Below are 25706 nucleotides of genomic sequence, written 5' to 3'. Positions count from 1 at the left end.
TGCATGACCACACAACCTACCCTCACCAACTGGTTCTCAATCCTTTTGCTCGGCCTGATCTGGGGCGGGACCTTCATGGTCGTCTCAATTGCGCTCGAGGGATACGGCCCACTGACGGTGGCTTGCGCGCGCACGACCTTGGGTGCAGTCACTTTGCTACTGCTTGTACTGGCAATGGGCCGGCCCCTGCCAAAAGAGCCAATCGTCTGGGCGTATTTGGCAGTGACCGGAGTGTTGAACACTGCCTTGCCCTTTGCGCTATTGTCGTGGGGTCAGCAGTATGTGCCATCCGCCTTTGCGGGGATTTCTATGGCCGCTTTGCCGTTGTTTGTTTTGCCGCTTGCCCATGTCTTTTCGGACGACAAAATGAGCTCGCGTAAGTCGATTGGCGTCGTCATAGGCTTCGTCGGCGCCTTGGTGCTTATTGGGCCGACGGCATTTGATTTTTCCGAAGGCAGTCTTGCCTTGCCGCAACTGGCTTGCGTTGCCGCATCTTTATCCTATGCCATTTCCAGCGTGCTAACCCGCCGCTGCCCACCTGTGGACAGCATCGTCATGGCGGCACTGACACTGATTGTTGGGGCCATTTGCTTAGTCCCCGCGATGTTGGTGTTTGAAGGCGTTCCAACATGGGTTGAGGGTCGTGCAGGTTACGCGATCATTTTCCTCGGGTTCGTGCCAACCGCATTCGCCGCATTGCTGCGTGTCACAACAATCCGCACCGCTGGCCCCGTATTTATGACGCTGGTGAACTACCAAGTGCCTGTCTGGTCGATGGTTTTCGGCGCATGGGTTTTGTCAGAGGTACTGCCGTTGCGTTTTTTCGCAGCCCTAGCACTCATCCTGTTCGGGCTGGCGATCAGCCAAGGCCCAAGCCTTATGCGCGTGTTTAAGCGCTGACAGTTGCCACAGCCTCAACTTCAGCGACAATCCCATCGACAACCTGCCCGAGAAGCGCCTCATCAACGCATTCCGCCATCACGCGGATCAACGGTTCGGTCCCAGATTTTCGGATCAGCAAACGGCCCGTGCCGACCAAATCAGCCTGAGCTGCAGCAATCGCAGCTTTAACTGTTCTCGCATTCAATGGATCAACACCATCGCCATACCGCACGTTTTTCAACATCTGCGGCACGGTTTCGAACACCTTAATCAGCTCTGAGGCCGGCTTACCTGTCTCGATCATCGCGGCAAGGAATTGCAGGCCCGCGAGCAGACCATCACCGGTTGTGGCGTAGTCAGTCATCACGATATGGCCCGATTGCTCGCCGCCAAGGTTGAAACCATTTGCGCGCATCGATTCAACGACATAGCGGTCACCGACATTGGTGCGCTCAAGGTTCAGGCCTTTGTCATTCAAGAAACGCTCAAGTCCGAGGTTTGACATAACTGTCGCAACTAAAGTGCCTTTGTTAAGGCGACCTGCATCGGCCCAGCGGCTGGCAAACAAACCCATGATCTGATCGCCATCTGCCACATTCCCGTGCTCATCAAGGATCATCACGCGGTCCGCGTCACCGTCCAAACAGATGCCAACATCCGCGCCATGCGTAACGATGGTTTCCGCCGCCGTGCGCGGGCTGGTCGAACCGCAACCTTCGTTGATATTAAAGCCATCCGGACTTGTGCCAACAGGAATAACCGTTGCACCAAGCTCCCATAGAACTTCGGGTGCCACGCGATGGGCCGCGCCGTTGGCACAATCGATCACGACCTTGATGCCATCCAATCGCATGCCTTGTGGGAATGTCCCCTTAAGGCGTTCAGCATAGCGGAAGCGCCCGTCATCGATACGTTTTGCACGGCCAATGTTACTCGCCTGCGCGGGCTCAATCTCGCTCTCGAGCAAACGTTCGATTTCGATTTCGGCTTCATCAGACAGTTTGAAACCGTCGGGGCCAAACAACTTAATCCCGTTATCGACTGCCGGGTTGTGGCTGGCGGAAATCATGATCCCCAGGTCCGCACGCATGGACGTGGTCAAAAGGCCAACACCCGGTGTCGGGATCGGACCAAGAAGTAGCACGTTCATTCCAGTGCTTGTCAGCCCAGCCGTAAGCGCGTTTTCGAACATATACCCCGAAAGACGTGTATCCTTACCAATCACAACACGGTGTCCGTTGGACCCGTCATTGCGGAAGTACCGCCCAGCTGCAGCACCGATTTTCAGGGCCATCTCAGCGGTCATTGGGTACTTGTTCGCAGTGCCGCGAACGCCATCGGTTCCGAAAAATTTACGTGCCATGTTGGTCCCGCTCAAAAAAGTACAGTGTTAGTTAACAGCCAAGAAGAGCCGCGTCGCCTGTTTGGTAGGCAACGTATCATGGACGCGTAGGAATTGCATACCCTGAGACAGCCCATGCAGCGCAACCGCAACAGATCCGCCGAGGCGGTCAATCGCGTTGGGTGCTTGACCTATCGCCCCGATAAAGCGCTTGCGGGAAGCGCCAAGAAGGACGGCGCAGCCAAGCCCATGAAAAATAGATAAATTTCTCAGCAACGCCAGATTGTGCTCTTGTGTTTTTCCAAACCCGATACCGGGATCAATGACGATTTGATCACGGCGAATTCCTGCCGCTTCTGCCGCTTGGATGCGGGCATTTAAAAAGTCATATACGTCTAACGTAACATCAACATAAGTCGGATCATCTTGCATTGTCACAGGGTCACCTTGTGCATGCATTAGGCAACACGGCGCGTTCGATTTGGCTGTAATGGCTGCCATATCAGGATCAAACGTAAAGGCGGCTACGTCGTTCACGAATGATGCCCCTGCGTCCAGTGCAGCCTGCGCCACAGGCGCCTTTCGTGTGTCGATAGAAATCGCAACATCGCTGCCCGCCCGCAACGCCGCAATGACAGGTGCCGTGCGTTCAATTTCTTCGTCAACATCGACGGTCTCAGCCCCCGGGCGCGTGCTTTCGCCCCCGATATCAATGATGTCAGCGCCTTCTGCGGCCATTGCGCGGGCCTGCGCGAGAGCAGCTTCTGGTGCGTTGAACTGACCACCATCAGAAAAGCTATCCGGCGTGACATTCAGAATGCTCATGATGCGCGGCGTTTTCAGGTCCAGTCCGGCGATAGCTGCACGCGGAGCAATAAGGCGAGTAAGAACATCGCCTGGCACCTCGGCCACGGGCACCAATTCTCCAGTGCGGCCGCGCTCCATCCGTTCAACATGGGTGAACCAACACCACCCCCCCGCAAGCGTAAGCGCGGATGGCGGGCGGTGCGGGTCAGTCATTGCAACTGGGCGGTAATAAATCATCAGAGGACTCGAACGGGAACATCGCATTGCGGTGCATCCGTTCCCGCGACGACAAGTTCCGATGCCTGCAATTCACCCGCAAACCACGCGGCCAAGATAAGGCCATCGTTGGTGTCCGGACAGTCGGAGGCATCCAGCGCGATCTTTGAAGGTGCCCAAACACAAATCTGGCCGTTCTTCATCGCCCAATCCAGCTCGGTGCGGGTTTCGACAACTACACAACGCTTGTCGCGTCCCGCCAAAACCCAAGCGTTCTGTTCAATCGCGAGCAAATCAATCCGCCGCTGCGCTTGCGCTACACAAGAGGTCGGCGCGGGAGTTTCCCCGGCTCCCACACAAAAAATCAAAGGCATCTCATCACCAGCCAAGTCGTCGATGGTACGGGGCAGCCCGTCACCGTTGATCATCTCATTGGACAGGAAAACAATGCGAGGGTGTGGTGCTTCCACGACCTCAACTGCAGCGCTGTCTATGCCACCCTGCTCACGCATGATCTCAACGCCGAGTGAGTATGGGCCGCGATCGATCTTTTCGATCCGCACGAAAACCCGCAGCGCTTGCGGCTCAAGTAGAATGCGTTCCGCGACACGTGCGGCCAGTGTTTCAAGCAGGTTCAGACGTTCTGCGCCAAGTTCCGCGTCAATTGCCTCGGTCACACGATCATAGGACAGGATACGGTCGACATCGTCGTCAATCGGGCCGGTAAGCGGCTCAACCTCAACAACAACATTGAACTTGATACGTTGCAGGTGACCACGTTCTTGCTGGAACGCGCCGATTTCGACTTCGGTAATGTAGTCACGCAGCGAAATTCGGTCGCGCAGACCACCCTCACCGTTTGGTGCTGTGGCCTCGGCCCTCTCGGATGGGTGGGCAAAAGCCAATCTTGTGTCGCTGCTCATCGTTTTACCCTTCCAGTCATTCCGATGGGAATACTAACTGGGAGAGCCTGCGACAAGCGCCAGTTACGGCACCTTTGTCGCCAAACACGCCTTAGCTTTGGCGGTAGAAGTGGTGCGATCCGATTGTAGCCGTGCGTGGAAAGACACGCGCCCAACGCGGGTTCACGGCCCGCGTGTGGTAGTGCGTGGCGCCATCCGTCAGCTGGCGCGGTGCGCCATCGATCAATAAACGCGCGACCTTACCAACCCTGGCCCAAGCAGCCGGTTCATGGATCACTTCGGCCGCACCGTCACAAGTGTAGGTAAACTGACAAGCAAACTGGCGACCGGTACCCTGGTTAATCACGCCACAAAGGGTGTTGGGGTAACGTGATGAATCGACGCGGTTCATGATGACTTCACCAACGGCAAACATACCGCGCACGCTTTCGCCGCGCGCTTCAAAGTAGAGTGCTTCAGCCAAACAACGCCATTGATCACCACCGGATGCCGATGGTTGGGATGCAAGGAAGGCTCGGTCATATGTGATGATGTCTGGGGCAGTTGGAATGTTGCGTGCGGATGCGGGCGGTACGGCTGTCAACGCTGCAACACGGGCGTCTGGAACCTGCTGGATCGCCGCGCGTTCCTGTCCCAACAACGCAGCCAACCGCGCCGCTAAAACTTCATCAGCTTGCGCAGCTGACACGCCACCAAAGGCCACACCAAAGCTCATGGCGCAGATCGCCAAAAGTTTCATACCAATTCGTTTTGACATTTCTGTCCCCAAGACAAAACGTGATCAGCTTCACGCGAGCGCCCTGCCTTTAAGGGAATGCGGCTGTCCCGTCGAGTCTTGCACCCAGTGCTACACCGTCGCACCGATGCAGTTAAGGCACAGCTTAAGAAACAAACCACAACATATTGCGGTTATTCGATTTTCCGAGGTTATACCTAGGTGCGGCTCTCAGCCGAGTTTATCGACCAATGCGAGCTGCGCAGCGGAAAGTCGCGCAACGGGCACCCGAAAAGGCGAACACGATACGTAGTCAAAGCCCTGCGCACGGCAGAATGCAATCGCAGCGGTATCACCACCGTGCTCACCACAAATGGACAATGTAACGTCCGGACGCCCCTTACGGCCCCGCTCAGCACCAAGCTGAAGCAGCTCACCAACGCCTTCCAGATCAAGCGTATGGAACGGGTCTTCCTCATAGACATGGAGCTTCACATATTCGGACATGAATTTACCCGCATCATCACGAGATAGGCCGTAAGTCATCTGCGTAAGGTCATTCGTACCGAACGACAGGAACGCCGCATGTTCCGCAATATCTTCCGCCCGCAGTGCAGCACGCGGTGTTTCAACCATCACACCAAGACGGTATTCGAAATCAACGCCGGATTCAGAATGAACCGCAGCCGCCACTGCTTCGATGTGCGCCTGCACGAGTTCGACTTCCCTCTTCGCACTCACAAGCGGGATCATGATCTCCGGCACTAATGTGCGGCCCCGTTCTTGGCATGCAACCGTGGCTTGGAAAATCGCGCGGGCCTGCATTTCATAAATTTCAGGAACGGTAATCCCCAACCGGACCCCACGCATTCCAAGCATTGGATTGTATTCTGTTAGATCTTCAACGCGTGAGGTGACTTCGGCCAAAGGCACATCCAGAAGGTCGGCAAGTTCACGCATGCCCGCCTTACCCGCCGGAAGAAATTCATGAAGCGGCGGGTCAAACAGCCGAATGCAGACCGATTGCCCATCCATAATCTGGAAAATTTCAGCAAAATCAGACTGTTGGAGTGGCAACAACCGTTCAAGCACGGCAGCACGCCCCTCGCGGCTGTCCGCGAAAATCATTTCCCGCATCAAATCAACGCGATCACCGTCAAAGAACATGTGCTCCGTGCGGCACAGCCCGATCCCTTGAGCGGCAAAATTCCGTGCTGTTTGAGCATCTGCTGGAGTATCGGCATTTGCGCGAATACCAATATCACGCACGTCGTCCGCCCATGTCAGCAAGGTTTGGAACGCATCGTCAAGGGCAGCTTCCAGCATTTTCGGTTCGCCAACCAATACCTGTCCGGTACTGCCGTCGACGGTCACCATGTCGCCCGCTTTGAATACACGCTCGTCTGGACCAGCAATCGTGCGCTTACGTTCGTCAACGTCCAGATCAGCAGCGCCAACGATGCATGGCAAACCAATACCCCGCCCGATCACCGCCGCGTGGCTGGTAATGCCACCGCGCAAGGTCACGACCGCGACAGCGGCATGCATTCCACGGATGTCTTCTGGCGTTGTTTCACGGCGTACCAGCACGCAGGCCTCGTTGCGCGCGGCGCTTGCTTGCGCTTCAGCCGCAGTAAAGACCAAACGACCTGATGCCGCACCCGGGCTTGCCGCGATACCCGTAACAAGCACATCGCGTTCTGCATCACTATCCACTTGACGGTGCAGCAATTCAGACAGAGCCGCAGGCTTCACCCGCATGATCGCTTCTTCTTTGGGGATTACGCCCGAGCTCGCCAAATCAACGGCAATACGCACAGCAGCACGGTTGGATCGATCAATACGTATCCCATCCAAAATCGCCAAAACCCCATCGCGCAGGATGAACTTGATCTCCATCTCTTCCCGCAGCTTTTCCCGCACCAACGCGCCGAACTTTACCAGCTCTTGAAACGCCTCAGGTGCGCTATCTTCAAGTGATGGTCCGCGCTCGTCACGTGTTAAAAACAACGCATCAGCGTTGTCGCGCAGCCCTTCGGCATGCAACATTTGAGGTACAAAACGCCCGTTGATCTGTTCTTCACCCGTTATACCGGACGCAAACTGGATCTCACCAGAACCGGAAACCCCTGCCCCCATCGGCAGCACCATTTCCTGTACGACCAACCCGAGACCGGCATCCGCAGGCGCGCCCTTGGCTTGGCGTAACAGCCGCGCAGTGGTGCCCTCCCAAGTCCGCGACATAGACCGCAGAACTTCGCTGATCTGTTCCCCAACATCTTGCGGGAATTCCGCGTCCATCTCGGTTTCATAAGTACGTAGCATCGCCTGCAATGCATCCATCGTCGGATGATCGCTCAGGTAAAACTCTTCAGGATCAAGGCGGGCAACTTCGACGGCAAATGTCTGAATATATTGCATATAAAGTCGCGTCGCGACCTCTTCACCGAGGCTTTCACATAGCTCAGCGTGCTTGATATCATTCAACCCAATATTAAGGATCGCAATTGGCCCGCCCCAGTCAGGATCCATGCTGCTTGGGCGCACCGATAACAACGGATTGCCCCCGAAATGGCGTAAAATCTGTGGTAGATCCGCCGCTGCACCACCGGCAATCGCACGCACCGCGTCAAACGATAGCGCCACTGTGGTTGGCACAGGCATATCCAGCCGGATCAAACGCTGCAAACATTTCGCACGTCCACCATGAACCTGCGCGGCCATAGGCGCGGTTTTGGTGACAAGGCACATATCTTTAAGCGTAATTACTTTCTGCACTGCGGCATCCCCTTTGCGGACACCATAGTGCGGTGCCCTCACAGGGCAAGGATAACCTTACAGTTTCCTTAACCCTCAAGTTTGCGCAAGTCTGCCACGCTCAGGCAGATCGTACGAATGCGGCTCAACATATTCAGGCGATTGCGGCGCAAAACCTCGCTTTCCGCATTGATCTGAACCGCATCAAAAAACGCATCAATTGGCGCACGCAGCTCTGCCATTGTCGACATCGCTGTGGCAAAGTCTTCAGCGGCCATCGCAGGTGCAATCTTCGCATCCGCAGCATCCAGCGCCTTAAACAGTGCTTTTTCCTCGTCAGTTTCCGCGAACTTCACATCCGCACCGTAAGAATACTCAACCCCGTCCTTGTCCTCAGCTTGGGACAGGATGTTATTGGCACGTTTAAACCCTTGGATCAGGTTCGTTCCGTCATCAGTTTTCAGGAACGCAGCCAGCGCCTTGGCACGGTTCACCAACAACAGCAGGTCATCATTGCCCGGCATCGCAAGGGACGCGTCGATGACATCATGAGAGACGCCTTCGTCCTTGAGGTAAACCTTAAGGCGGTCATGGAAGAAGGAGAGTAGGTCGGCACTACGTGCCTTAGCCTCCCCAGCAAATTTAAGCGTCTCTGCTTCTGTCTCCGCCATTACTTCAGATGTAAATCCACTAAGAACGGCTGAAGCCAAGCCTTCTTTACCAAGATCATTCAAACCATCATATGCTTTCCCGACCTCTCCAAATTTTTCATCCATTTGGACTTTACCTTGAAACGAAACCAAAGGTAACAATGTCAAATTGCGCAATTTTAGCGTCAGCCCATTCTCCAACACCAACCGAATAACGCCCAACGCCGCTCTCCGCAGCGCGAACGGGTCTTTGCTTCCTGTCGGTTTCTCATCAATCGCCCAAAAACCCGTCAGCTTGTCGATCTTTTCGGCCAAAGCCACAGCGACAGAAACCGGCGCGTTTGGCACATCATCAGACGGGCCAAGCGGTGAGTAGTGTTCCTGCGCAGCTAATGCTACGGCGTCGGACTTACCCGCTTCTTTGGCATAATAGCGGCCCATCAGACCCTGAAGGTCAGGGAACTCATAAATCATTTCGGAACTCAGGTCGGCCTTGGCGAACTTCGCCGCCTCAACCGCTTCAACCGCGTCAGCTCCAACAACCGGTGCGATCTCACCTGAAAGCGCAGCCATACGATCCACCAGCTCGGCAACGGTGCCCAGCTTATTGTGGAACGTCACATTGCCCAAGGAATCGAGCCATTCCTGACCACCCGCTTTGGCAACGCGCAGATCGTTTTCCCAGAAGAATTTCGCGTCCGACAGACGTGCAAACAGCACCTTCTGGTTGCCCGCCAAAATGGTCGCGCCTTGGTCTTTGGTTTCGCGGTTTGCCACCGTGACGAACCGTACAACTTGACCCGTCTTATCCTTCACCGAGAAGAACTTTTGGTGCTCGCGCATGGAGGCTGTCAGCACCTCTGGTGGGAGGGACAAAAAGTCATCCGCGATAGTGCCCATCAACACAACGGGCCATTCCACGAGGCCGGACACCTCAGCCAGCAGCCCCTTGTCTTCAACCAATTCCAAGCCGGCCGCGAATGCTTGATTGGATGCCTCAGACCAGATCATATCGGCACGTTCATCAGCACGCAAAACAACATTGGCGCGCTTTAACTTCACCTCGTAATCCTCGAAAGACGTTACAGAAAATTCATCTGACGCCATAAATCGGTGGCCCCGCGTGACATCGCTCGCAGTGATATCATCAACAGACACCGGAACGACTGTGGCGCCGCTTTCATCGGTTAAGATGCAAACGATAGAATGTAGCGGGCGCACCCATTTCAACGCGCCAGACCCCCAGCGCATGGACTTGGGCCAAGGAAAGTTACGGATCGCTGATTCAAGCACTTCGGCGACGACGTCCGCGGCCTTACGGCCCGACTTTTCGATCACCGCGAAATAGACTTCACCTTTGCCTGCATCACGTATTTCGAGGCTATCACGCGACACGCCTGCACCACGGCAAAACCCGTCAATCGCACCGTCTGGCGCGCCGACTTTCGGCCCCTTGCGTTCTTCACGTGTGTCGGGGCTTTCCGCACTCAGACCTTCGATAGAAAGCGCCAAACGACGGGGCGTAGAAAACGCACCGGCACCAGCATAGGTCAGGCCCGCTTCAACCAATCCGTCGGTCACCAATTTCTGCAAATCAGCGGCAGCTTTGGCTTGCATCCGCGCAGGGATTTCCTCGGAAAAGAGTTCAATCAACAGATCAGGCATTTAGAAATCCTCCGGCGGTTCTGGGCAGTCTTCAGGGGTATTATCGCCGGCAAAAACAGCTTCCCCGCACGCGTTAAGTTGGTGCCAAACGAAACCACGGCCGTCAGGCAGAACGGCAACAACGCGGTCCACACCGTAGCTGATGTTTTCTTCGCTCATGAAGGCAATGGCCTCGCCGTCTTCTAAGGCTTTGCCGATTTCTTGCGCGTCAAAGCACTCAAACCACGACGGCGCTGTCAAAGGGACCGGCTCGTCCATGATAACGTAAGTTTCCGATAACATTGCTAGGCTTTGCGGAGCGTCGAAGCACACACGGAATGATATCGCCCCCGATAACCGTACGCCGTCTTCGATAGTGTCGATCGCCTTTACATTATCCAACATCATTGGCTCTGCTTCGCCGGTAACGATGCTGATCAGTTGAATTTCTCCAACTTCCTCTTGAGTGAGTTCCCCGTAACCAGCGTAGACGAGGTTATAGTACATGAAAGCACCGCCAAGAAAGGCAGGAATCAGGATACCCAAGATGGCAAGACGCGTCGCGTTCATAACTTAAATCCAGTCCAGATTAATGCTGCCTTCGGGGAAATCCTTGGCCCGTTCACGCAACGCGGCAAATCGGTCGGCCTCCTGCGGCAATTGTTTTTCATGGGTTTCAACGAGGATCAGACCGATCTTGTGCGGCAAACCTTTGTCCATGATCGCTTCCATCAGGTCCAGCTCCGCCCCTTCGATATCGATTTTCACCAAACCAATCCGATGGCCTTCGGCAATCTTTTCTTCCAGCCACGCAGGCAAATCGATGACCGATACGGAAATGCCTTCAGCGCTGTCGTCAACGTCGCGCATGTCGGCAACAATGGACGACGCGACTGAGGCACGTTTAGGACGATCGTCCCAGTCGGAAGAGCGATAAAGCGTGAATTCGCCCGCTTCCGCACCAACCCCGGCCTGAATGCATGTCACATTGTCCAGATCTTTGGTTGAGCGTTCAAGCCGCTCAAACGTCCATGGATCGGGCTCGAACGCATGAACCTGCGCGCCAGAAGCGGCCATTCGCGCTGAAATTTCGCCAACATTGGCACCGCAGTCGACAATGATGTCGTCAGGGCCAAGAGACAGAAGATACCCGTCCAACAGGCCGTTGTAATACCCGACCATACGTTGACGTTTGACACGGCGTTTCAGCCCGCCGATTTGCTTTTCCAGCTCAGCCACTGTGGGTTTTTGGGTATCAGCCATCAGGCGGTTTCCTTTTCGGCCGCAGCACCACCGGCAGCCGTCTGAAGGAACGCATCGGCGCAAAGTTTGGACAATGCCCGAACACGTCCGATGTAGGCTTGGCGTTCGGTGACCGAAATCACACCGCGCGCATCGAGCAAGTTAAACAAATGGCTGGCCTTAATGCACTGGTCATACGCTGGCTGCGCCATGACGATCTTGTTGCCATTCTTCGGGTCTATGTGTTCGTGGCTAAGGATCGCGGCGCATTCACGTTCCGCATCTTCAAAATGCGTGAGCAGAATGTCAGTGTCCGCAATATCAAAGTTGAACCGCGAATATTCCTGTTCCGCCTGCTTGAAAACGTCGCCATAGGTCAGCGCGATCGGTGCATCAGGGTCGTTGAACGGCATGTCCATCACGTGATCGACGCCCAAAACATACATCGCAAGGCGTTCGAGGCCGTAAGTCAGCTCGCCCGAAACAGGGTGGCAGTCATGGCCACAAACCTGTTGAAAATAAGTGAATTGCGACACTTCCATGCCGTCACACCAGACTTCCCAGCCAAGTCCGGACGCCCCCAATGTCGGGCTTTCCCAGTCGTCCTCAACGAAGCGGATGTCGTGCATCTCCATGTCGATACCGATCGCTTCGAGCGAGCCGAGGTAAAGTTCCTGCAGGTTGGGTGGGCTCGGCTTAATCAACGCCTGAAACTGGTAGTAGTGCTGCAAGCGGTTCGGGTTTTCACCATAGCGGCCATCTGTTGGGCGGCGCGAGGGCTGCACATAGGCCGCGGCCCAAGGAACATCCCCCAAGGAACGCAGCGTGGTGGCAGGGTGAAACGTGCCCGCGCCGACCTCCATATCGTAGGGCTGCATCAATGCGCAGCCCTTAGCAGCCCAATAGGACTGAAGACGAAGGATAATCTCTTGGAAACTGCGTGGTGTATCGGCCATGGGACCCTCTTGGATTGCTAGGGCTTGCATAAGTTGCTGCGCGACGAGGGTCAATGTACGCAAATCCATACGATCCTCTTATAATTCGGTAAATTTCCTTACTTTCCCGACACTTTCCACGTGCGCTTTGTCGCAAGAGTGTTAAAAAGCGCGGTACGCGCGATTGGGAATGCAATCGCCAGACATTTTAGGGACGTTTTTACAGCCATGCTTCGTATTTTTTCCACATTGATTGTTAGTATTCTTATGGCGCTACCGGCGGCGGCTCAACAAAGCGTTTGGGTTCAAGTCGAAGCTCAACGCACGTTGACTGGCGCACAGGACGCGGCGCGTGGATATTCTGCGGCGGGCGTGCCGGACGTTACAGGTTTCGCGCTTCCTGGTGGATGGTACGGTATCGCGCTTGGCCCTTATGCGCCGGTTGATGCGGACGCCCAGCTAAGCCAATTGCGCCGCGCAGGTGTCATCCCTAGCGACAGCTACATCGTGGACGGTGGGCGTTTTCGCACGCAGTTTTGGCCTGTCGGCGTAACAACGCCAACTGCGCCGGTTGAGGTCGAAACGCAAACAACGACTGAAACGCCGATTGAGGAAACGCCTGTGGCCGCAGTTGAGCCTGAGCCAATTCCAGAACCAGACCCGATCCAAACACCTGATGAAACCTACCGCGAAGCGCAAGCAAGTGAGCAAGCTCTGGATCGTGACCAAAAACGTCTGCTGCAGACAGCACTTCAATGGGCGGGATTCTACGATAGTGCAATTGATGGTGCTTACGGCCGCGGGACGCGTCGTTCGATGGTTGCTTGGCAAGAAGCCAACAACCACGAGCCGACTGGTGTTTTAACAACCGGCCAACGTGCTGAACTTCTGGCCGCCTACAACTCAATTCTCGATGGTATGGGCCTTCAGCTGGTGCGCGATGATGCTTCCGGCGTCGAAATGCAGATCCCGACTGGCGTTGTGAAGTTCGCTGAGTACGAGCCCCCTTTCGCACGTTTTGATGCGTCCGGCGATATTGCGGCACAGGTACTGCTGATCTCTCAACCGGGTGATCGGACACGCATGTTTGGGCTATATGAAATCCTGCAAACACTGGCGATAATTCCGCCTACGGGTGAACGTTCCCGCCGTGACCGCGGCTTTGAAATCGAAGGATTTGACGACAGTGTTCATTCCTACACTTCCGTTGTTCTTGAAAACAACGAGATCAAAGGCTTCACGCTAATTTGGCCTGCAGGCGATGATGAACGCCGCCGCCGGGTGCTGGCAGAAATGCAGGCAAGCTTCACAACCATTGACGGTGTGCTTGACCCTGCCATTGCCCGCCCTGACGAGGACCAAGCTATTGATCTTGTGGCGGGCCTTGCCGTGCGCAAGCCGATCCGCGACCGTTCCGGTTTCTATATCAACGGGTCTGGCGAAGTGCTGACAACGATCGAAGCCATCGGCGAATGCACGTCCATCACACTTGGTATGGAGCATGACGCAACAGTTGTTCATCAGGATGAAACCCTTGGTCTTGCGGTCCTGCGCCCATCAACGCGCCTTGCGCCGCCTGCCTTTGCTGAATTCCAAACTGGCGTGCCGCGTCTTCAGGCCGAGGTTGCCGTCGCAGGTTTCCCATACGGTGGCGTGCTGACGACCCCTGCCCTTACCTTTGGCACACTCGCCGACATTCGCGGGTTAAACGGCGAAGACGACGTCAAACGCCTGTCGATTTACGCACAACCCGGTGATGCGGGCGGCCCAGTCTATGACAATGGTGGCGCGGTTCTAGGAATGTTGCTTCCGAAGGAACAGACAAACGGGCAGTCTTTGCCACCCGAAGTGTCGTTTTCGATGGATGCCGACCAGATCATCTCGTCCGTTTCAGGTGCTGGCATTGACGTCGCAACCACGGATTCCCTCGCCTACATGACGCCAGAAGCTTTGACATTGATGGCCGCTGATATGGCCGTCCTCGTGAGCTGCTGGAACGACTAAATCCGTCAAACTGCCAAGGCAGGTGTTAAACGGATAATTGTCGGCACATCCGCTTTAAACGCGGCGTCTAAAGCGGGTGCGATCTCGGCAAGCGTCTCTGGCTGAGACGCCCTCGCGCCGTACGCTGTAGCGAGCGCCATGAAGTCAGGATTGCGCTGGATCACTGAATTGGGCGCGATTTGTGCGGCGACCATGCTGTCCTCGATTGCTCCCAGCTTGCCGTTGTCCCAAAGGATGATCGGCAAAGACAGGCCAAGCTCCACAGCGGTTGCCAATTCAGCAATCGTGTATTGGATGCCATAGTCCCCGTGGATGCACAGGGTCGGCAGCCCACGCCACAGCACCACCGATGGAGGCAGGCAGCGCATAGCCCAAGGAGCCAAAGCCAGACGGATGGTGCCAATGGCCCGGGCGCGGCATGTCCCAGACCTCTTTCGCCGCGTAGGCGAATTGGGTCATCTCCGAATAGATCATCGCGTCATCTGGCATCGCATCGCGCAGGGCATCCATGATCGGCAGAATGTTTGGGAACTCCGCGCCTACTTCACTGCGCCACTTTACGCGGGTCTTAGCGATAGTATTTGCGGTCCAATCCGAGGCTTGAGTTGCATCACCAAGTTCCAGAGCCAACAAGCCCACGAAACACGCCGCATCAGCCAATATACTCTTGGTGGCACCCACATCCGTGGTCAGCGCCTCTTGGCTCGTGTCCACGCGGATCATTTCCGCTGTGTGACCCAGATGTTCGCGCCAGATGACAACTTCGGCCAGTTGCGATCCGATCACGAGAACCAAATCAGCCTCGCCGATAACACGGGCACTATCCGGACGCGTCAGAAAGGGGCCAAAATGCAGTGGGTAGTCGAGCGGCACAATCCCACGCCCGGCGAAGGTGCAAAATGTGGCCGCATTGGTCCGCTCTAACAAGCCGATGAGCCAGTCGGCCGCGCCTTTCGCCCCGCCACCGAGGACAATTAAAGGTTTCTTCGCGGCGCGAAGGGAAGCAGCGACGACTACTAGGTCAGCCTTAAACGGCAGCCCCTCGAACCCGCTGGCAGGGGCTTCCCGTCATGGGGCTCTGCTGTGCCCTCCAGCGCCGCAATTGGCACCGATATATTCTTGGGCCGTGGATCGCCGCACGCAAAGTCCGCTATGGCGCGGTCGATCAAACGGTAGGTCGTCTTGGCATCCGCTGCCGTTTCGGACCAATCACAAACAGTCGCCGCCGCGCCTTCTTGGTCTTTCATCTGGTGAAGCTGCCCCTTACGGTCCACGGTATCATCCAGACAGCTAGAAAGGCACAGAACAGAAACGCTGTCCGAATAGGCCTGACCAAGCGGGGTCATGATGTTGCACAAACCCGGCCCTATGATGACGTAACACACCCCGAAACCACCCGTTGCGCGCGCGTATCCATCGGCCATAAACCCTGCGCCCTGTTCGTGGCGTGCAAGTACATGGGTGATGCCGGCCTCTTCGATACCGCGTTACATTTCTTGATTGTGCACGCCGGGAATGCCGAAAGTCACATCAACACCACGATCTTTCAGCATGTGCGATATTTGCGCGCCCAAGGGTCGTGCCGTCATGCTTAGTCCCTCCAGAAGTGCCAGCTGATGATGGTAAAGACGGCCATGATCTCAAGCCGTCCCACAAGCATCGCGATTGCGAGTATCCATTTAGCGGTATCGTTCAGCCCCGCGAAACTGCCCGCAGGGCCGATTTCATTACCAAGCCCTGGCCCTACGTTTGCCAGTGCCGTTGCCGCGCCGGAAATCGATGTAATGAAATCCAAGCCCGTAAACGCCAAGGCGACACCAACCACGCCAATCGCAACCATGAACGCCACAAAGAACGCCATAACCGAGCTTAGAACGTCGTCACCAACTGCGCGCCCCTGATAGCGCGGTGTGAATATGCCGTTTGGGGAATGGATGCGCCGAATTTGCGCTTTGATTGATGTGAATAGCAGTTGGTAGCGGAAGATTTTCACGCTGCACGCTGTCGATCCCGCGCAGCCACCGATCAGGCCAATGAAGAAGAACATCGTAACGGCGAACGGGCCCCACTGCATGTAATCCGCGCTCGCATATCCCGTCCCCGTCAGGATCGAAACGACATTGAACAACGATTGGCGAAATGTGGTCTCGTTCATACGTGCACTGTGCGACCACTGCCAAAGCGCAAGGACTGCGACTAACGTGAATGCAACGATGAAAAACGTACGGATTTGGCTGTCTTTGAACAGCGGCATCGCGCCGCCGCCGGAGATCAGCTGAACGTAGCGAACGAACGGCAATGCCGCGAGCAACATGAAAACAACGCTGGCATATTCAACCCCAGCCCCAAACCGCCCGAAAGAAGCATCATAATTGGCAAAACCGCCCGTCGCGATCGTGGTCATGGCATGGATGAACGCATCAAAGTTGTTCATGCCCATAACCGAATAGGTGATCGTGCAGGCCATCGTCAGGCCAACATAAATAACCGAAATGCGCGATGAAATCTCGGTGGCGCGGGGCAAGATTTTACCCATGGTATCAAAACCTTCGCTTCGGAAGATCTGCATACCTCCAACGCGCAGTTCTGGCAGAAAAACCATCGCCACAACAATAATACCAATCCCGCCAAGCCACTGCAGCACACCGCGCCACAGCTTCAGCCCCTCGGGAAGGTTCTCAATACCTGTGATGACGGTTGAGCCAGTGGTCGTTAGCCCCGACATCGCCTCAAAGAAGGCATCGGTAAAATTCAGTTCGGACCCGCCCAACATGAACGGCAATGAGCCGAACAACGGCAGCGCCAGCCAGACCAGCGTGGTCAAAAGGAAAGTTTGGCGAATGCTAAGGCCCGAGGAAATGCCGTTCTGGCACGACAAAGACACAAGCCCACCTACCAGAATGGTAATCACAGCGCTTTCAAGGAAAACGGGCCAATGGCCATTGCCCGACACCAAGTCGGCCAGCAAAGGCGCGAACATCGTGACCCCAAGGGCCGCGACCAACAGGCCGATCACATATCCAACGGGGCGTACGTCTAACATGGGTAACGGTTGGCTTGAGGGGAGCGCCGTGTCAAGCGACCTCGCACCTAGCGCTTAGCTGGGCTCGATCATCGCAACGCGTGTTGCGTGGCGTCCGCCTTCAAATTCCGCGTCCAAGAACGCATCGACGATATCAAGGGCAAGCCCCTCGCCCGTTACGCGTGCACCAAGGGACAGCATATTGGCATCGTTGTGCTGGCGGATCATACGAGCAGAAAACGTGTCTGAGCACACGCCGCAACGGATACCCTTAACCTTGTTTGCGGCCATCATAATGCCCTGCCCTGTACCGCACAGAATAATCCCAAGCTGACAATCGCCTGATGCAACCTTTTGTGCAGCCGCCTCGCCGTGAATTGGGTAATGCGTACTTTCCGAGGTCATCGGGCCAATATCGACCACGTCCCAGCCTTTGGCTGCAACGTGCTTTGCGATGGTCTGACGAAGTTCGATATCAGCGTGGTCACTTGAGAGAACGATGCGTTTAGCGTCTGACATGGGGTATTCCGTTCTTAGCAGATGGATTTCCAGACACTCATACCAGAGGGTGTGTTGGCGTCCAGAGATGCATTAGCCGACATGGAACAATGTCGCGAACAAGCGTGGGTCCAGTGATTCCGCGTCAAACGTGCTGCCTTCGGTCAAAACAGACACTGCATCGTGGCTGTGCAGGCTTTCTTGGTGGGACGCGATCACGCGGTAATCCGCAATGCGCACATCCGCTTGAAATGTCTCGGCAAAAAGGCGTGCAGCGTCTTCAACAAAGATTGGGTTGGCGGCGTTGAGTTCTGCAAAGGCTTGCTCGTCTTCGCGTTTCACCATCACTTGGGTCTCGGTCGGCACGGCCGCGCGGCACATGTCGATCAGGTCTTCGAACCACAAAATATCCGCGTCTTGCGCCATCTCCACAGACACCCGTGCAACGGATCGCTGTGAATGCGGTGTCGCGAGCTGCCCGCGGAACTGGCGTGCATGTTCGGACAGTTCCAGTGAACACGGGCATGTGCTGGAATAGACGTAGTCCAAATGCACGATCTTTTTGCGCACATTGTCCGCCTCGATCAGCTCAAGCGCGATGTCGTAGTACTGATACCCCGACAGCCCAGAGCGCAGCGAGTTTACCTTCATCGGAAAGGACGTGCGCATCATGATGCGGGCGTCAAAGCTTTCCAGATCGGTCTTATAGGCATCAAGGGCGGCATCGATGACTTCGAAACTAAAGGTCTTTTCGGCGTGCTTGTAAAAGGTTCGCATGATGCGGGACATGTTGATGCCCTTCTTTTCCGCCTCAAGGCTGACAGTGCCCGTCACGGAGGTCTCAAGTGTCAGATCGGCCCCATCGCGGCGGTGAAACCGGATCGGAAGGCGGAAGTTGGAAATCCCCACGTGTTGGATTGCACGTTTTGCGCCCTTAATCAGGCTGCTTGGCCCGTTCTGAAGGTCAGGCATCGACGCCTTATAGGTCTCGTCAACCTCGAACTCTTCTGGGTAAGCGCGTGCCAAAGCTGGATAGTTGCTCAGCTCACGGCCCGGGACCAAACGCGATACCAATGGATCAAGCGCTACGACTTCTTCCTCGCTCACCTGCCCTGCCCAATGGCGCAACAAGGCCAATGCCTCAGCCGCTTCCTCATGGGTCAATGTGCGCTCTGGCTCACTGGTATGGATGTTCATGTCGTCGCCCTCTGATAGCGCGCGGAGAACCTCAACATGGGGATGATCGTGATCGTTTTCCACCAATTGTGCTCCCGAAGCGTGAAAGTGACGACAATGCGCCCTTAACAATGACCTTATAGCCCCCAAAAGGCGAGTCCATCTCGGTAAACGACAAATCGACCCTAGATTGCGTCCAGCGCCGCCAGCAAATCGTCAATCAAGTCACCTGCATCCTCAAGCCCGGCGGAAAGCCGTACCAAGCCGCCGGAAATTCCAAGCAGGTCTTTCTGATCCTGTGGCAGCCGCTGATGCGTTGTGGTGGCAGGGTGCGTAACGATGGATTTTGCGTCCGCGAAATTGTTTGAAATGGTGAACAATTCCAGCGCGTTAAGGAACTTGAAGCACGCGTCTTTGCCGCCTTTGACCTCAAGCGCCAATACGGTTCCACCAGACTCCGCCTGCGCGCGCGCGAGTTCATGTTGCGGGTGGCCGGAATGGGTCGGGTAGCGCACTGCGTTGAGTTTCGGGTGGCCATCAAGCGCTTCAGTAATCGCAAGCGTTGTGCTGGATTGCTGATTAACCCGCAAATCGAGCGTTTCCAATGCCTTAAGGTGCGTCCAAGCCGTAAACGGATTCATCGCGCCGCCGGTGTGTTTCATGTAGGTCTCAATGGGCCCGCGTACCAAGTCTTTGTTGCCGGCGATCAACCCGCCCAGCATCCGCCCCTGCCCGTCCACGTGTTTCGTGGTCGAGACCATGGCCAGATCAGCCCCGCATTCAGCGGCGTAGGAATAGATCGGTGTGGCCATCGCATCATCTACCAGAACCAGTGCGCCGACCTTATGGGCGGAGTCACAAACATGGCGCAGGTCAACGACCTCAAGCGTCGGATTAGATATTGTTTCAAGAAACACCAGTGTCGTATCTGGCCGGATTGCCGCATCCCATGCGGCGTTGTCCGTTCCATCCACAAGCGTGATTTCAACGCCAAACCGCGCGAGGATGTCTTCCAGAACGTACAAACACGACCCAAACAACGCGCGGCTGGACACAACATGATCGCCCGCCTTCAACATAGCCATAAGCGCACCAGACACCGCCGCCATACCGGAAGTACATGCAAACGCGTCTTCATAGCCCAGCAATGACGCCATGCGGTCTTCGAACATGCGCACGGTTGGGTTGCCGTAGCGGGCGTAGATGAATTCATCCTCACCCAAGGCTTCAAACCGCGCTTCTGCAGCTTCCGCTGACGGGTAGACAAACCCCTGCGTCAGAAAGACGGCCTCGCTGACCTCACCATACTGGCTGCGACGTGTGCCTGCGTGCACCGCTTTGGTGCGTTTCTTCCAATTTTTCATCTCGTGTCCCCTTTTGAACGACAAAGCCCCGACACCGGCAAAGGTATCGGGGCAAACCCGTTCCCTTTTTAGCAGCATGTTTAAAGTGGCCCGCAATCCGGTAACAAATCGCCACTGGGTGTCGAATACGCCTGTGCTTGTTTGGCGTCAACCAACTTGCCCTTGGCTGAACATTCGTCATTGTGACGCCAAAGGAGCACACGCAATGATTGACCTATATTATTGGCCCACGCCGAACGGCTGGAAAGCCACCATCTGCCTGGAAGAAATGGGTTTGGATTACCGCGTGAACCTGATCGACATCGGAGCGGGTGACCAATTTAAGCCAGAGTTCCTTAAAATTGCGCCCAATAACCGGATGCCTGCGATCATTGATCCTGACGGGCCAGATGGTGCTGCAATTGCGATTTTCGAAAGCGGCGCGATCCTGCAATATCTCGCCCGCAAAACCGGCAAGTTTGGCGGCCCGACCGAACGGGACCGCATTGCCGTTGATCAATGGTTGATGTGGCAAATGGGTGGTTTGGGGCCAATGGCAGGCCAAGCGCACCACTTCCTGAAATACGCGCCAAACATGGATCCGCCAAACGACCTTCCCTACGCCAGGGACCGCTACCGTGCTGAAACGGCACGTCTTTATGGTGTATTGGACCGCCAGCTGACCAATCATGAATTCGTCGCGGGTGATTTCTATTCCATCGCAGATATGTCGATCTGGGGTTGGGCATCTTTGTGGGAAGGACAACAGCAAACGCTGGACGACAAGCCAAACATGGCCCGTTGGCTTGAAACAGTTTCCGCCCGCCCAGCGGTCATAGCGGGCCGCGCTGTAGCTGCGGAAAAACGTGGTGATTTTAAAGGAAACAAGGCCGCCCAGGACGCGCTTTTCAAGCGCGGCTAACGACTTCTTCATACTTGCCCGCGACAGTGGCTTGGTGAGTAAGGAGTTGTCATGTCCGCCCGTCAAAAGCGTTATCCCGCCAATTACCCCATTGTCATACGCCAAGGGCCGGAAATGTTTGGGGCCACGATTTGCAATATTAGCTTAAACGGCGGCTGCATCATGACCGATCATCAGTTCAAAAAAGGCGACACGATCGTTTTGGATTACACATTCGGGCAAACCCGTGCATTCGTGATGTGGTCAATGGAAAAACTAACGGGTCTGAAATTTGAAAACGAGTTAACCACCCATGGGCTTCACCTCATTCGTGACCTACAAAGGGTGTCAGCCTAGCTGTTTTCAACGTCGCTTGCGTCTTCATCCGGTTCAATCACATATTTCTGCAACATGACGATCTGCGCCCATAAGAACAGGAACAAAGCCGCTGGAAACGCGAAGGTTTCGATTTTCACCCAAGCATCCGTAGACATGGTGCGCCAAACGAATTCGTTCGCGATTGCCAAAACAGCAAACCCTAGCGCCAAGCGTTTTGTGAGGATCATCCAGCCCTCTTGTTCCATCGGGATCATGTCGCCCATCACATATTGAAGCAGGCTTTTGCCGCGCAAAAGGCCCGCACCAAGGATCACTGCGAACATGCCGTTCACAATAGACGTCTTCATTTTGAAGAACCGCTCATCGTTGAACCACGCGGTTAAGGCCCCAAAGAAAATAACCATGAATGCGGTAAACACCTGAATTCGGCTGAGTTTTCCAGTCAGGTACCAAAGCACCGCCATTGACGCCAAAAGGATAGGTACAAAAACAATCGTTGCGACGATAAAGCCGGAATACTCCGTGCCGCCAAAGGTGTAGACTTCTTCTTTGATCCGCAAATAGATCACGAAGAAGACGATTGTCGGCCCCAATTCGAGGACCTGCTTCAAGGCGGGGTTCACTGATTTTTCGCTCATCCCGCTCACCTAACCGCCAACACGCACGATTACAGCCCCCAAAAGCGATAAATGCGATCAAAATCAAGCGACGCAGGTAGACGGTTCTTGGTGAAACGATCCATAGACTGAGGGGCGCGCGCCTCGTTCAGTTAGTCCGCGACTTGTGCGTCGGGCGCCCAGTCAGCCTCAACCGAAATGCCGTGCAGAAGAATTTCCAGCTCACTACCATCAACGTCGTCGGAAATGACGGCTTCGAGGCTGTTGTACATCCACATACCCACCTGCATCAGCCCAAGACCCTGCGCTGAGGATACAGACACTTCAAGCGTGCCAACAGGTTTGGGCAAGTCACCTGCAAAGGCGGTAAGTTCCGCGCGAGACGCATCATCAACCACGCCATCTGGCAGCTTAGAGATAAGATCAAAGGCTGCATCGCGTTGCGCTTGCGGCACGCCCCGCATTTCAACATCGACCCCGAACCCGAACGGGTTTTCATGGGTTCCTTCCAGCGTCAGGGAAATCAACCCGGCCTTAAACGCGGCTGAACCCATCGAGACTTGCATCATCGAAGGTGAAGACAAAAACACGCGTTCAAATACGCCTGACACCGTCATGCTATCGCCTGCGTTATTTTCCATAACGGCGCGTTCGATCACGATCATTCCGGCATCTGGCAATTGGCGCAACAGCACCTCAACATCTACGTTCGGACGGCCAGTGTTCATTCCACCCTGCATCTCATCGGGGTCCAACCCAGTTATTCGGACTTCCAACGCGAGCGGTGGAATCCCATCACGCGTCCAACGCGTTACACCCTCAGCACGCCATTCCAAGGTGCCAAACTCAGCGTCTTCCAATCCCGCCGTACCGCCGCGCATTTCGCACCAGCCTTGCGGCGTAACGCGAATACCGTTCGACATCGCGGCTGTGCTCGTATCATCGGGCTGCATGAGTTCTGCGAGCTTTTCGAAACCGACCTGACAATCGCTGCGCATCATCCGTTCAAACGCATCAGCTGGCATTGCCATCATCGCGACAAGTGCCGTTGGAATGAAATACTTCATTATTAGTTGCCTCCCTTCGGGTTCCACGTGAACAAAAGATCGACGCCGTCCAGTCCAAGTTCAACGATCTCATCCAGTGCAGGCGTATCCGCCATTAGCGCAAAGGGTGTCATACGGGACGCTCCGAGTGGTGGATTGGCGCTAAGTTGCAGGCGTGCTGCTCCACGGGGTGTAGGCAAACTCTGAACGAATGAACCAAGCGCTTCTTTGCTCGTTCCAGGGACAATCTCTTCTGGTAAATTGTAAATTATTTCAATGACTTGAGACTGTAATTCTTGCACTTGAATTTCTGGTTCTGGACCATCCTCACGTAGCAAACCGTACCCCACGGGCAAAGCCAGATATGTTTCAAACCAGCCAGAAAACTGCGTCGTTACAACAAGATCTTTCAGCCCCATACTTCCGATACTTGTTTGCATCGCAGTCTGATCAGAAAGGTCAACGCCATCAACACGTGCCGTCGCTTCAATCCGGTTTTCGGCAGAGAAATCAACGTAGGCCTCATCAACAAAAACTGCATTTTGGACGCCGTCCCACCGTACAAAAACCCCGAAACCCGTTTCAGGTACCGCGGCCTGAAGCCCCATAAGGTAGTCCAAATTCCGATCACCCGTCGCGCCCGCGATAGAAACGCCAACACCGACAATTTCAAGCGAGCGCGGCGGCAAACCTTGCTCTACGAACCGCTCCATATCGGACGCGCGCCAGCGAAGCGTTTCCACTTTGAAGTTGGTTTGTGGTTCCGCCAAAAGTTTCAGGTCATCGATTTGGCACCAACCGTCATCGGTGACAGAAATCTGCTGAAGTTGAGCATCCGAAGCAATCAAACGGACCACGGCAGCCCAGCCATATTGGCAAGTCGACAATTCCATACGTTCTTGTGCCGAAACTTGGCCAGCGCAAACCATCAGCGCGGCGAATACATAACATCTCATAACTCAAGTCCTGTTAAAGCAGCGGCAAATTCTTCTGGGTCGAACGGTGCCAGATCATCGATCTGTTCCCCCACCCCTATGGCATGAATCGGAAGGCCAAATTTATCAGCCAAGGCGACCAAAACGCCGCCCTTTGCCGTGCCATCCAGCTTGGTCATGACCAAACCGCTGACGTCAGCCAATTCTTGGAATGTCTTCACTTGCGACAGCGCGTTTTGCCCGGTCGTCGCATCCAGAACCAACAATGTGTTGTGTGGCGCGTCAGGGTCTTTCTTGCGAATGACACGCACGATTTTTTGCAGCTCTTCCATCAGGTCAGAACGGTTTTGCAAACGACCAGCCGTGTCGATCATCAACAAGTCCGCCCCATCACGTGCAGCCTGTTCCATGGCCTCAAACGCCAGTGACGCAGGATCAGACCCTTCCGGAGCCGTCAGGACCGGCACGCCAGCGCGGTCACCCCAGACTTGCAACTGTTCAACGGCTGCCGCGCGGAAGGTGTCGCCAGCTGCAATCACAACCTTTTTGCCGGCTGCCTGAAACTGACTGGCGAGCTTACCGATCGTCGTCGTCTTGCCGGACCCGTTCACCCCGACAACCAAAACGACCTGCGGTTTGGTGGGGTAAAGTGGCATAGGTTTAGCTACGGGTTCCATAATGCGGGTGATTTCACCAGCAAGCAACTCTTTGATTTCTTGTGTAGAAAGGCGCTTTCCAAATCGCCCTTCCGCCATATTTGATGTCACGCGCAGGGCCGTATCCACGCCCATATCCGCGCTGATCAACAGCTCTTCCAGACGTTCAAGCATATCGTCGTCCAGCTCACGGCGCACAACGGTTTTCTTCTCACTGCGCCCAAGCAACCGCCCAAGTAAACCCGGCTTTGCAGCTTCTTCTTGCGCGGCCTTCTCGGTCTCAAGGCGTTGTTCTTCAGCCTCACGCTCGGCCTGTGCGCGCTGTGCGTCTTCCTCGGCTTGCGCTTGGCGCGCCAATTCCGCTTCTAGCGCTTCTTTCTGACGTTGGGCTTCTTCTTGGCGGCGTGCTTCCTCGGCCAAACGTTTTTCTTCCGCCTGGCGCGCCTCTTGTTCCAAACGTTCAGCCTCAGCGATACGCGCTTTTTCTTTGCGCTGTGCCTCGGCAGCTTGCCGTTCCAATTCAGCAGCTTGCGCCGCTTTTTCCCGTTCAGCCCTTTCGACCTCCAGTCGTGCAACCTCTGCGGCGTCTGCCGCGGCTTTCGCTTCGGCCAATGCTTTGGCCTCGGCTTCCGCTTGTGCCTTTTCTTCCGCAAGACGCGCCGCTTCTTCTGCGGCTCGCCGTTCATTTTCGGCTTGTTCAACCTGCGCACGCGCTTCTGCTTCACGTTGGGCGATCTCTGCCTCTTTGCGTGCTTGTTCTTGTCGCGCGTCCTCAGCTTCGCGTTCTGCTTTCGCCAATTCCTCGGCCTTCAAGGCCGCTGCACGCTCTTCTTCAGCCAAACGTGCCGCTTCTTGTTCGCGCTCTGCCTCAACAACCCGTTCAGCTTCAACGCGCGCTTCTTCTTGCGCAGCAAGGGTGGCTTGCGCTTCATCAGCACCTGTCGTTTCCGGTTCAACCGCCTCAATTTCTTCTTCAACGCCACCATCTTCGATGATCGCATCCAACCCTTCCTCGATTTTTGAGGATGATTTGAACAAACGGTCTTTGAGCTTCTT

At 55.4% G+C, this 25706-nt stretch carries 21 protein-coding genes, 1 pseudogene and 1 riboswitch; of the genes and pseudogenes, 4 read left to right on the top strand and 18 right to left on the bottom strand.

Translation table 11 applies throughout. The annotated features are described in order from the left end of the window. Positions 1–3 precede the first annotated feature (3 nt). Positions 4–900, top strand: coding sequence for a DMT family transporter (locus OCA8868_RS07290; RefSeq protein ID WP_093995897.1), 897 nt, complete (start codon positions 4–6; stop codon positions 898–900). Here the strand turns inward: OCA8868_RS07290 and glmM are convergent. From glmM to OCA8868_RS07245, 9 genes are all read right to left on the bottom strand, one after another. Next, a complete protein-coding gene (gene glmM / locus OCA8868_RS07285; protein WP_093995896.1) occupies positions 890–2245 on the bottom strand; it encodes a phosphoglucosamine mutase in 1356 nt (451 codons plus the stop codon). The genes OCA8868_RS07290 and glmM overlap by 11 nt on opposite strands. A gap of 27 nt (positions 2246–2272) precedes the next feature. After that, positions 2273–3268, bottom strand: a complete 996-nt coding sequence (gene folP, locus OCA8868_RS07280; RefSeq protein WP_179214806.1) for a dihydropteroate synthase — start codon at positions 3266–3268, stop codon at positions 2273–2275. Beyond that, positions 3268–4170, bottom strand: a complete 903-nt coding sequence (locus OCA8868_RS07275; protein WP_093995895.1) for a dihydroneopterin aldolase — start codon at positions 4168–4170, stop codon at positions 3268–3270. The genes folP and OCA8868_RS07275 overlap by 1 nt, the downstream gene beginning before the upstream one ends. A 91-nt stretch (positions 4171–4261) precedes the next feature. Further along, complete coding sequence (locus OCA8868_RS07270) at positions 4262–4927, bottom strand: cell wall hydrolase (RefSeq protein WP_245848104.1); 666 nt, start codon at positions 4925–4927, stop codon at positions 4262–4264. 189 nt (positions 4928–5116) lie between these two features. Further along, positions 5117–7663 (bottom strand): putative PEP-binding protein, encoded by a 2547-nt coding sequence (locus OCA8868_RS07265; RefSeq protein WP_370737989.1) that lies wholly within the window; start codon positions 7661–7663, stop codon positions 5117–5119. Between the two features lie 68 nt (positions 7664–7731). Next, positions 7732–9957 carry a glycine--tRNA ligase subunit beta gene (gene glyS / locus OCA8868_RS07260; RefSeq protein ID WP_093995893.1) on the bottom strand — a complete coding sequence of 742 codons (2226 nt, stop codon included), beginning with the start codon at positions 9955–9957 and terminating at the stop codon, positions 7732–7734. Continuing rightward, positions 9958–10506, bottom strand: coding sequence for a DUF6446 family protein (locus tag OCA8868_RS07255; RefSeq protein ID WP_093995892.1), 549 nt, complete (start codon positions 10504–10506; stop codon positions 9958–9960). It abuts the gene before it with no gap. A 3-nt stretch (positions 10507–10509) separates the two neighbouring features. Further along, entirely contained in the window at positions 10510–11199 is a 690-nt protein-coding gene (locus tag OCA8868_RS07250; RefSeq protein WP_093995891.1) for an FkbM family methyltransferase, read from the bottom strand. Next, positions 11199–12134 (bottom strand): glycine--tRNA ligase subunit alpha, encoded by a 936-nt coding sequence (locus OCA8868_RS07245; RefSeq protein ID WP_093996192.1) that lies wholly within the window; start codon positions 12132–12134, stop codon positions 11199–11201. The genes OCA8868_RS07250 and OCA8868_RS07245 overlap by 1 nt, the downstream gene beginning before the upstream one ends. A gap of 207 nt (positions 12135–12341) precedes the next feature. Between OCA8868_RS07245 and OCA8868_RS07240 the strand changes: the two genes are divergently transcribed. Beyond that, positions 12342–14117 carry a serine protease gene (locus tag OCA8868_RS07240; protein WP_093995890.1) on the top strand — a complete coding sequence of 592 codons (1776 nt, stop codon included), beginning with the start codon at positions 12342–12344 and terminating at the stop codon, positions 14115–14117. 5 nt (positions 14118–14122) lie between these two features. Here the strand turns inward: OCA8868_RS07240 and OCA8868_RS17020 are convergent. The 5 genes and pseudogenes from OCA8868_RS17020 to OCA8868_RS07215 form a co-directional block, all read right to left on the bottom strand. Next, a pseudogene (locus OCA8868_RS17020) lies at positions 14123–15670 on the bottom strand (thiamine pyrophosphate-binding protein). Positions 15671–15708: 38 nt separating this feature from the next. Next, positions 15709–17160: a TrkH family potassium uptake protein gene (locus OCA8868_RS07230; protein ID WP_093995889.1), complete on the bottom strand. Its 1452-nt coding sequence runs from the start codon at positions 17158–17160 to the stop codon at positions 15709–15711. A gap of 54 nt (positions 17161–17214) precedes the next feature. Next, positions 17215–17658 (bottom strand): ribose 5-phosphate isomerase B, encoded by a 444-nt coding sequence (gene rpiB, locus OCA8868_RS07225; protein ID WP_093995888.1) that lies wholly within the window; start codon positions 17656–17658, stop codon positions 17215–17217. A 72-nt stretch (positions 17659–17730) separates the two neighbouring features. Then, positions 17731–18834, bottom strand: a complete 1104-nt coding sequence (gene folE2 / locus OCA8868_RS07220; protein WP_179214821.1) for a GTP cyclohydrolase FolE2 — start codon at positions 18832–18834, stop codon at positions 17731–17733. A 164-nt stretch (positions 18835–18998) separates the two neighbouring features. Beyond that, entirely contained in the window at positions 18999–20177 is a 1179-nt protein-coding gene (locus OCA8868_RS07215; protein WP_093995886.1) for an aminotransferase class V-fold PLP-dependent enzyme, read from the bottom strand. A gap of 47 nt (positions 20178–20224) precedes the next feature. Further along, positions 20225–20302, bottom strand: a riboswitch (SAM riboswitch). A gap of 80 nt (positions 20303–20382) precedes the next feature. Between OCA8868_RS07215 and OCA8868_RS07210 the strand changes: the two genes are divergently transcribed. Next, positions 20383–21078, top strand: a complete 696-nt coding sequence (locus OCA8868_RS07210) for a glutathione S-transferase N-terminal domain-containing protein (RefSeq protein WP_093995885.1) — start codon at positions 20383–20385, stop codon at positions 21076–21078. 51 nt (positions 21079–21129) lie between these two features. Then, a complete protein-coding gene (locus tag OCA8868_RS07205; protein ID WP_093995884.1) occupies positions 21130–21414 on the top strand; it encodes a PilZ domain-containing protein in 285 nt (94 codons plus the stop codon). Here OCA8868_RS07205 and OCA8868_RS07200 read toward each other — a convergent pair. From OCA8868_RS07200 to ftsY, 4 genes are all read right to left on the bottom strand, one after another. Then, entirely contained in the window at positions 21411–22034 is a 624-nt protein-coding gene (locus OCA8868_RS07200) for an inner membrane-spanning protein YciB (RefSeq protein WP_093995883.1), read from the bottom strand. The two genes, OCA8868_RS07205 and OCA8868_RS07200, sit on opposite strands and share 4 nt — an antisense overlap. A 131-nt stretch (positions 22035–22165) precedes the next feature. Beyond that, on the bottom strand, positions 22166–23080 hold the full coding sequence (locus OCA8868_RS07195) for a hypothetical protein (protein ID WP_093995882.1): 915 nt from the start codon (positions 23078–23080) through the stop codon (positions 22166–22168). Positions 23081–23082: 2 nt separating this feature from the next. Next, the gene (locus OCA8868_RS07190) at positions 23083–24015 is read right to left on the bottom strand and encodes a hypothetical protein (RefSeq protein WP_093995881.1); all 933 of its coding nucleotides are present in this window, start codon (positions 24013–24015) and stop codon (positions 23083–23085) included. Continuing rightward, on the bottom strand, positions 24012–25385 hold the full coding sequence (gene ftsY / locus OCA8868_RS07185) for a signal recognition particle-docking protein FtsY (RefSeq protein WP_442417740.1): 1374 nt from the start codon (positions 25383–25385) through the stop codon (positions 24012–24014). Before ftsY ends, OCA8868_RS07190 begins: the two co-directional genes overlap by 4 nt. Positions 25386–25706: the final 321 nt, after the last annotated feature.

This window comes from Octadecabacter ascidiaceicola (genome assembly GCF_900185015.1).
In the GTDB taxonomy this organism is placed as follows: Bacteria; Pseudomonadota; Alphaproteobacteria; order Rhodobacterales; family Rhodobacteraceae; genus Octadecabacter; species Octadecabacter ascidiaceicola.
The sequence above is the reverse complement of the archived record's forward strand: the minus strand, read 5'-3'. Positions and strand labels throughout refer to the sequence as shown.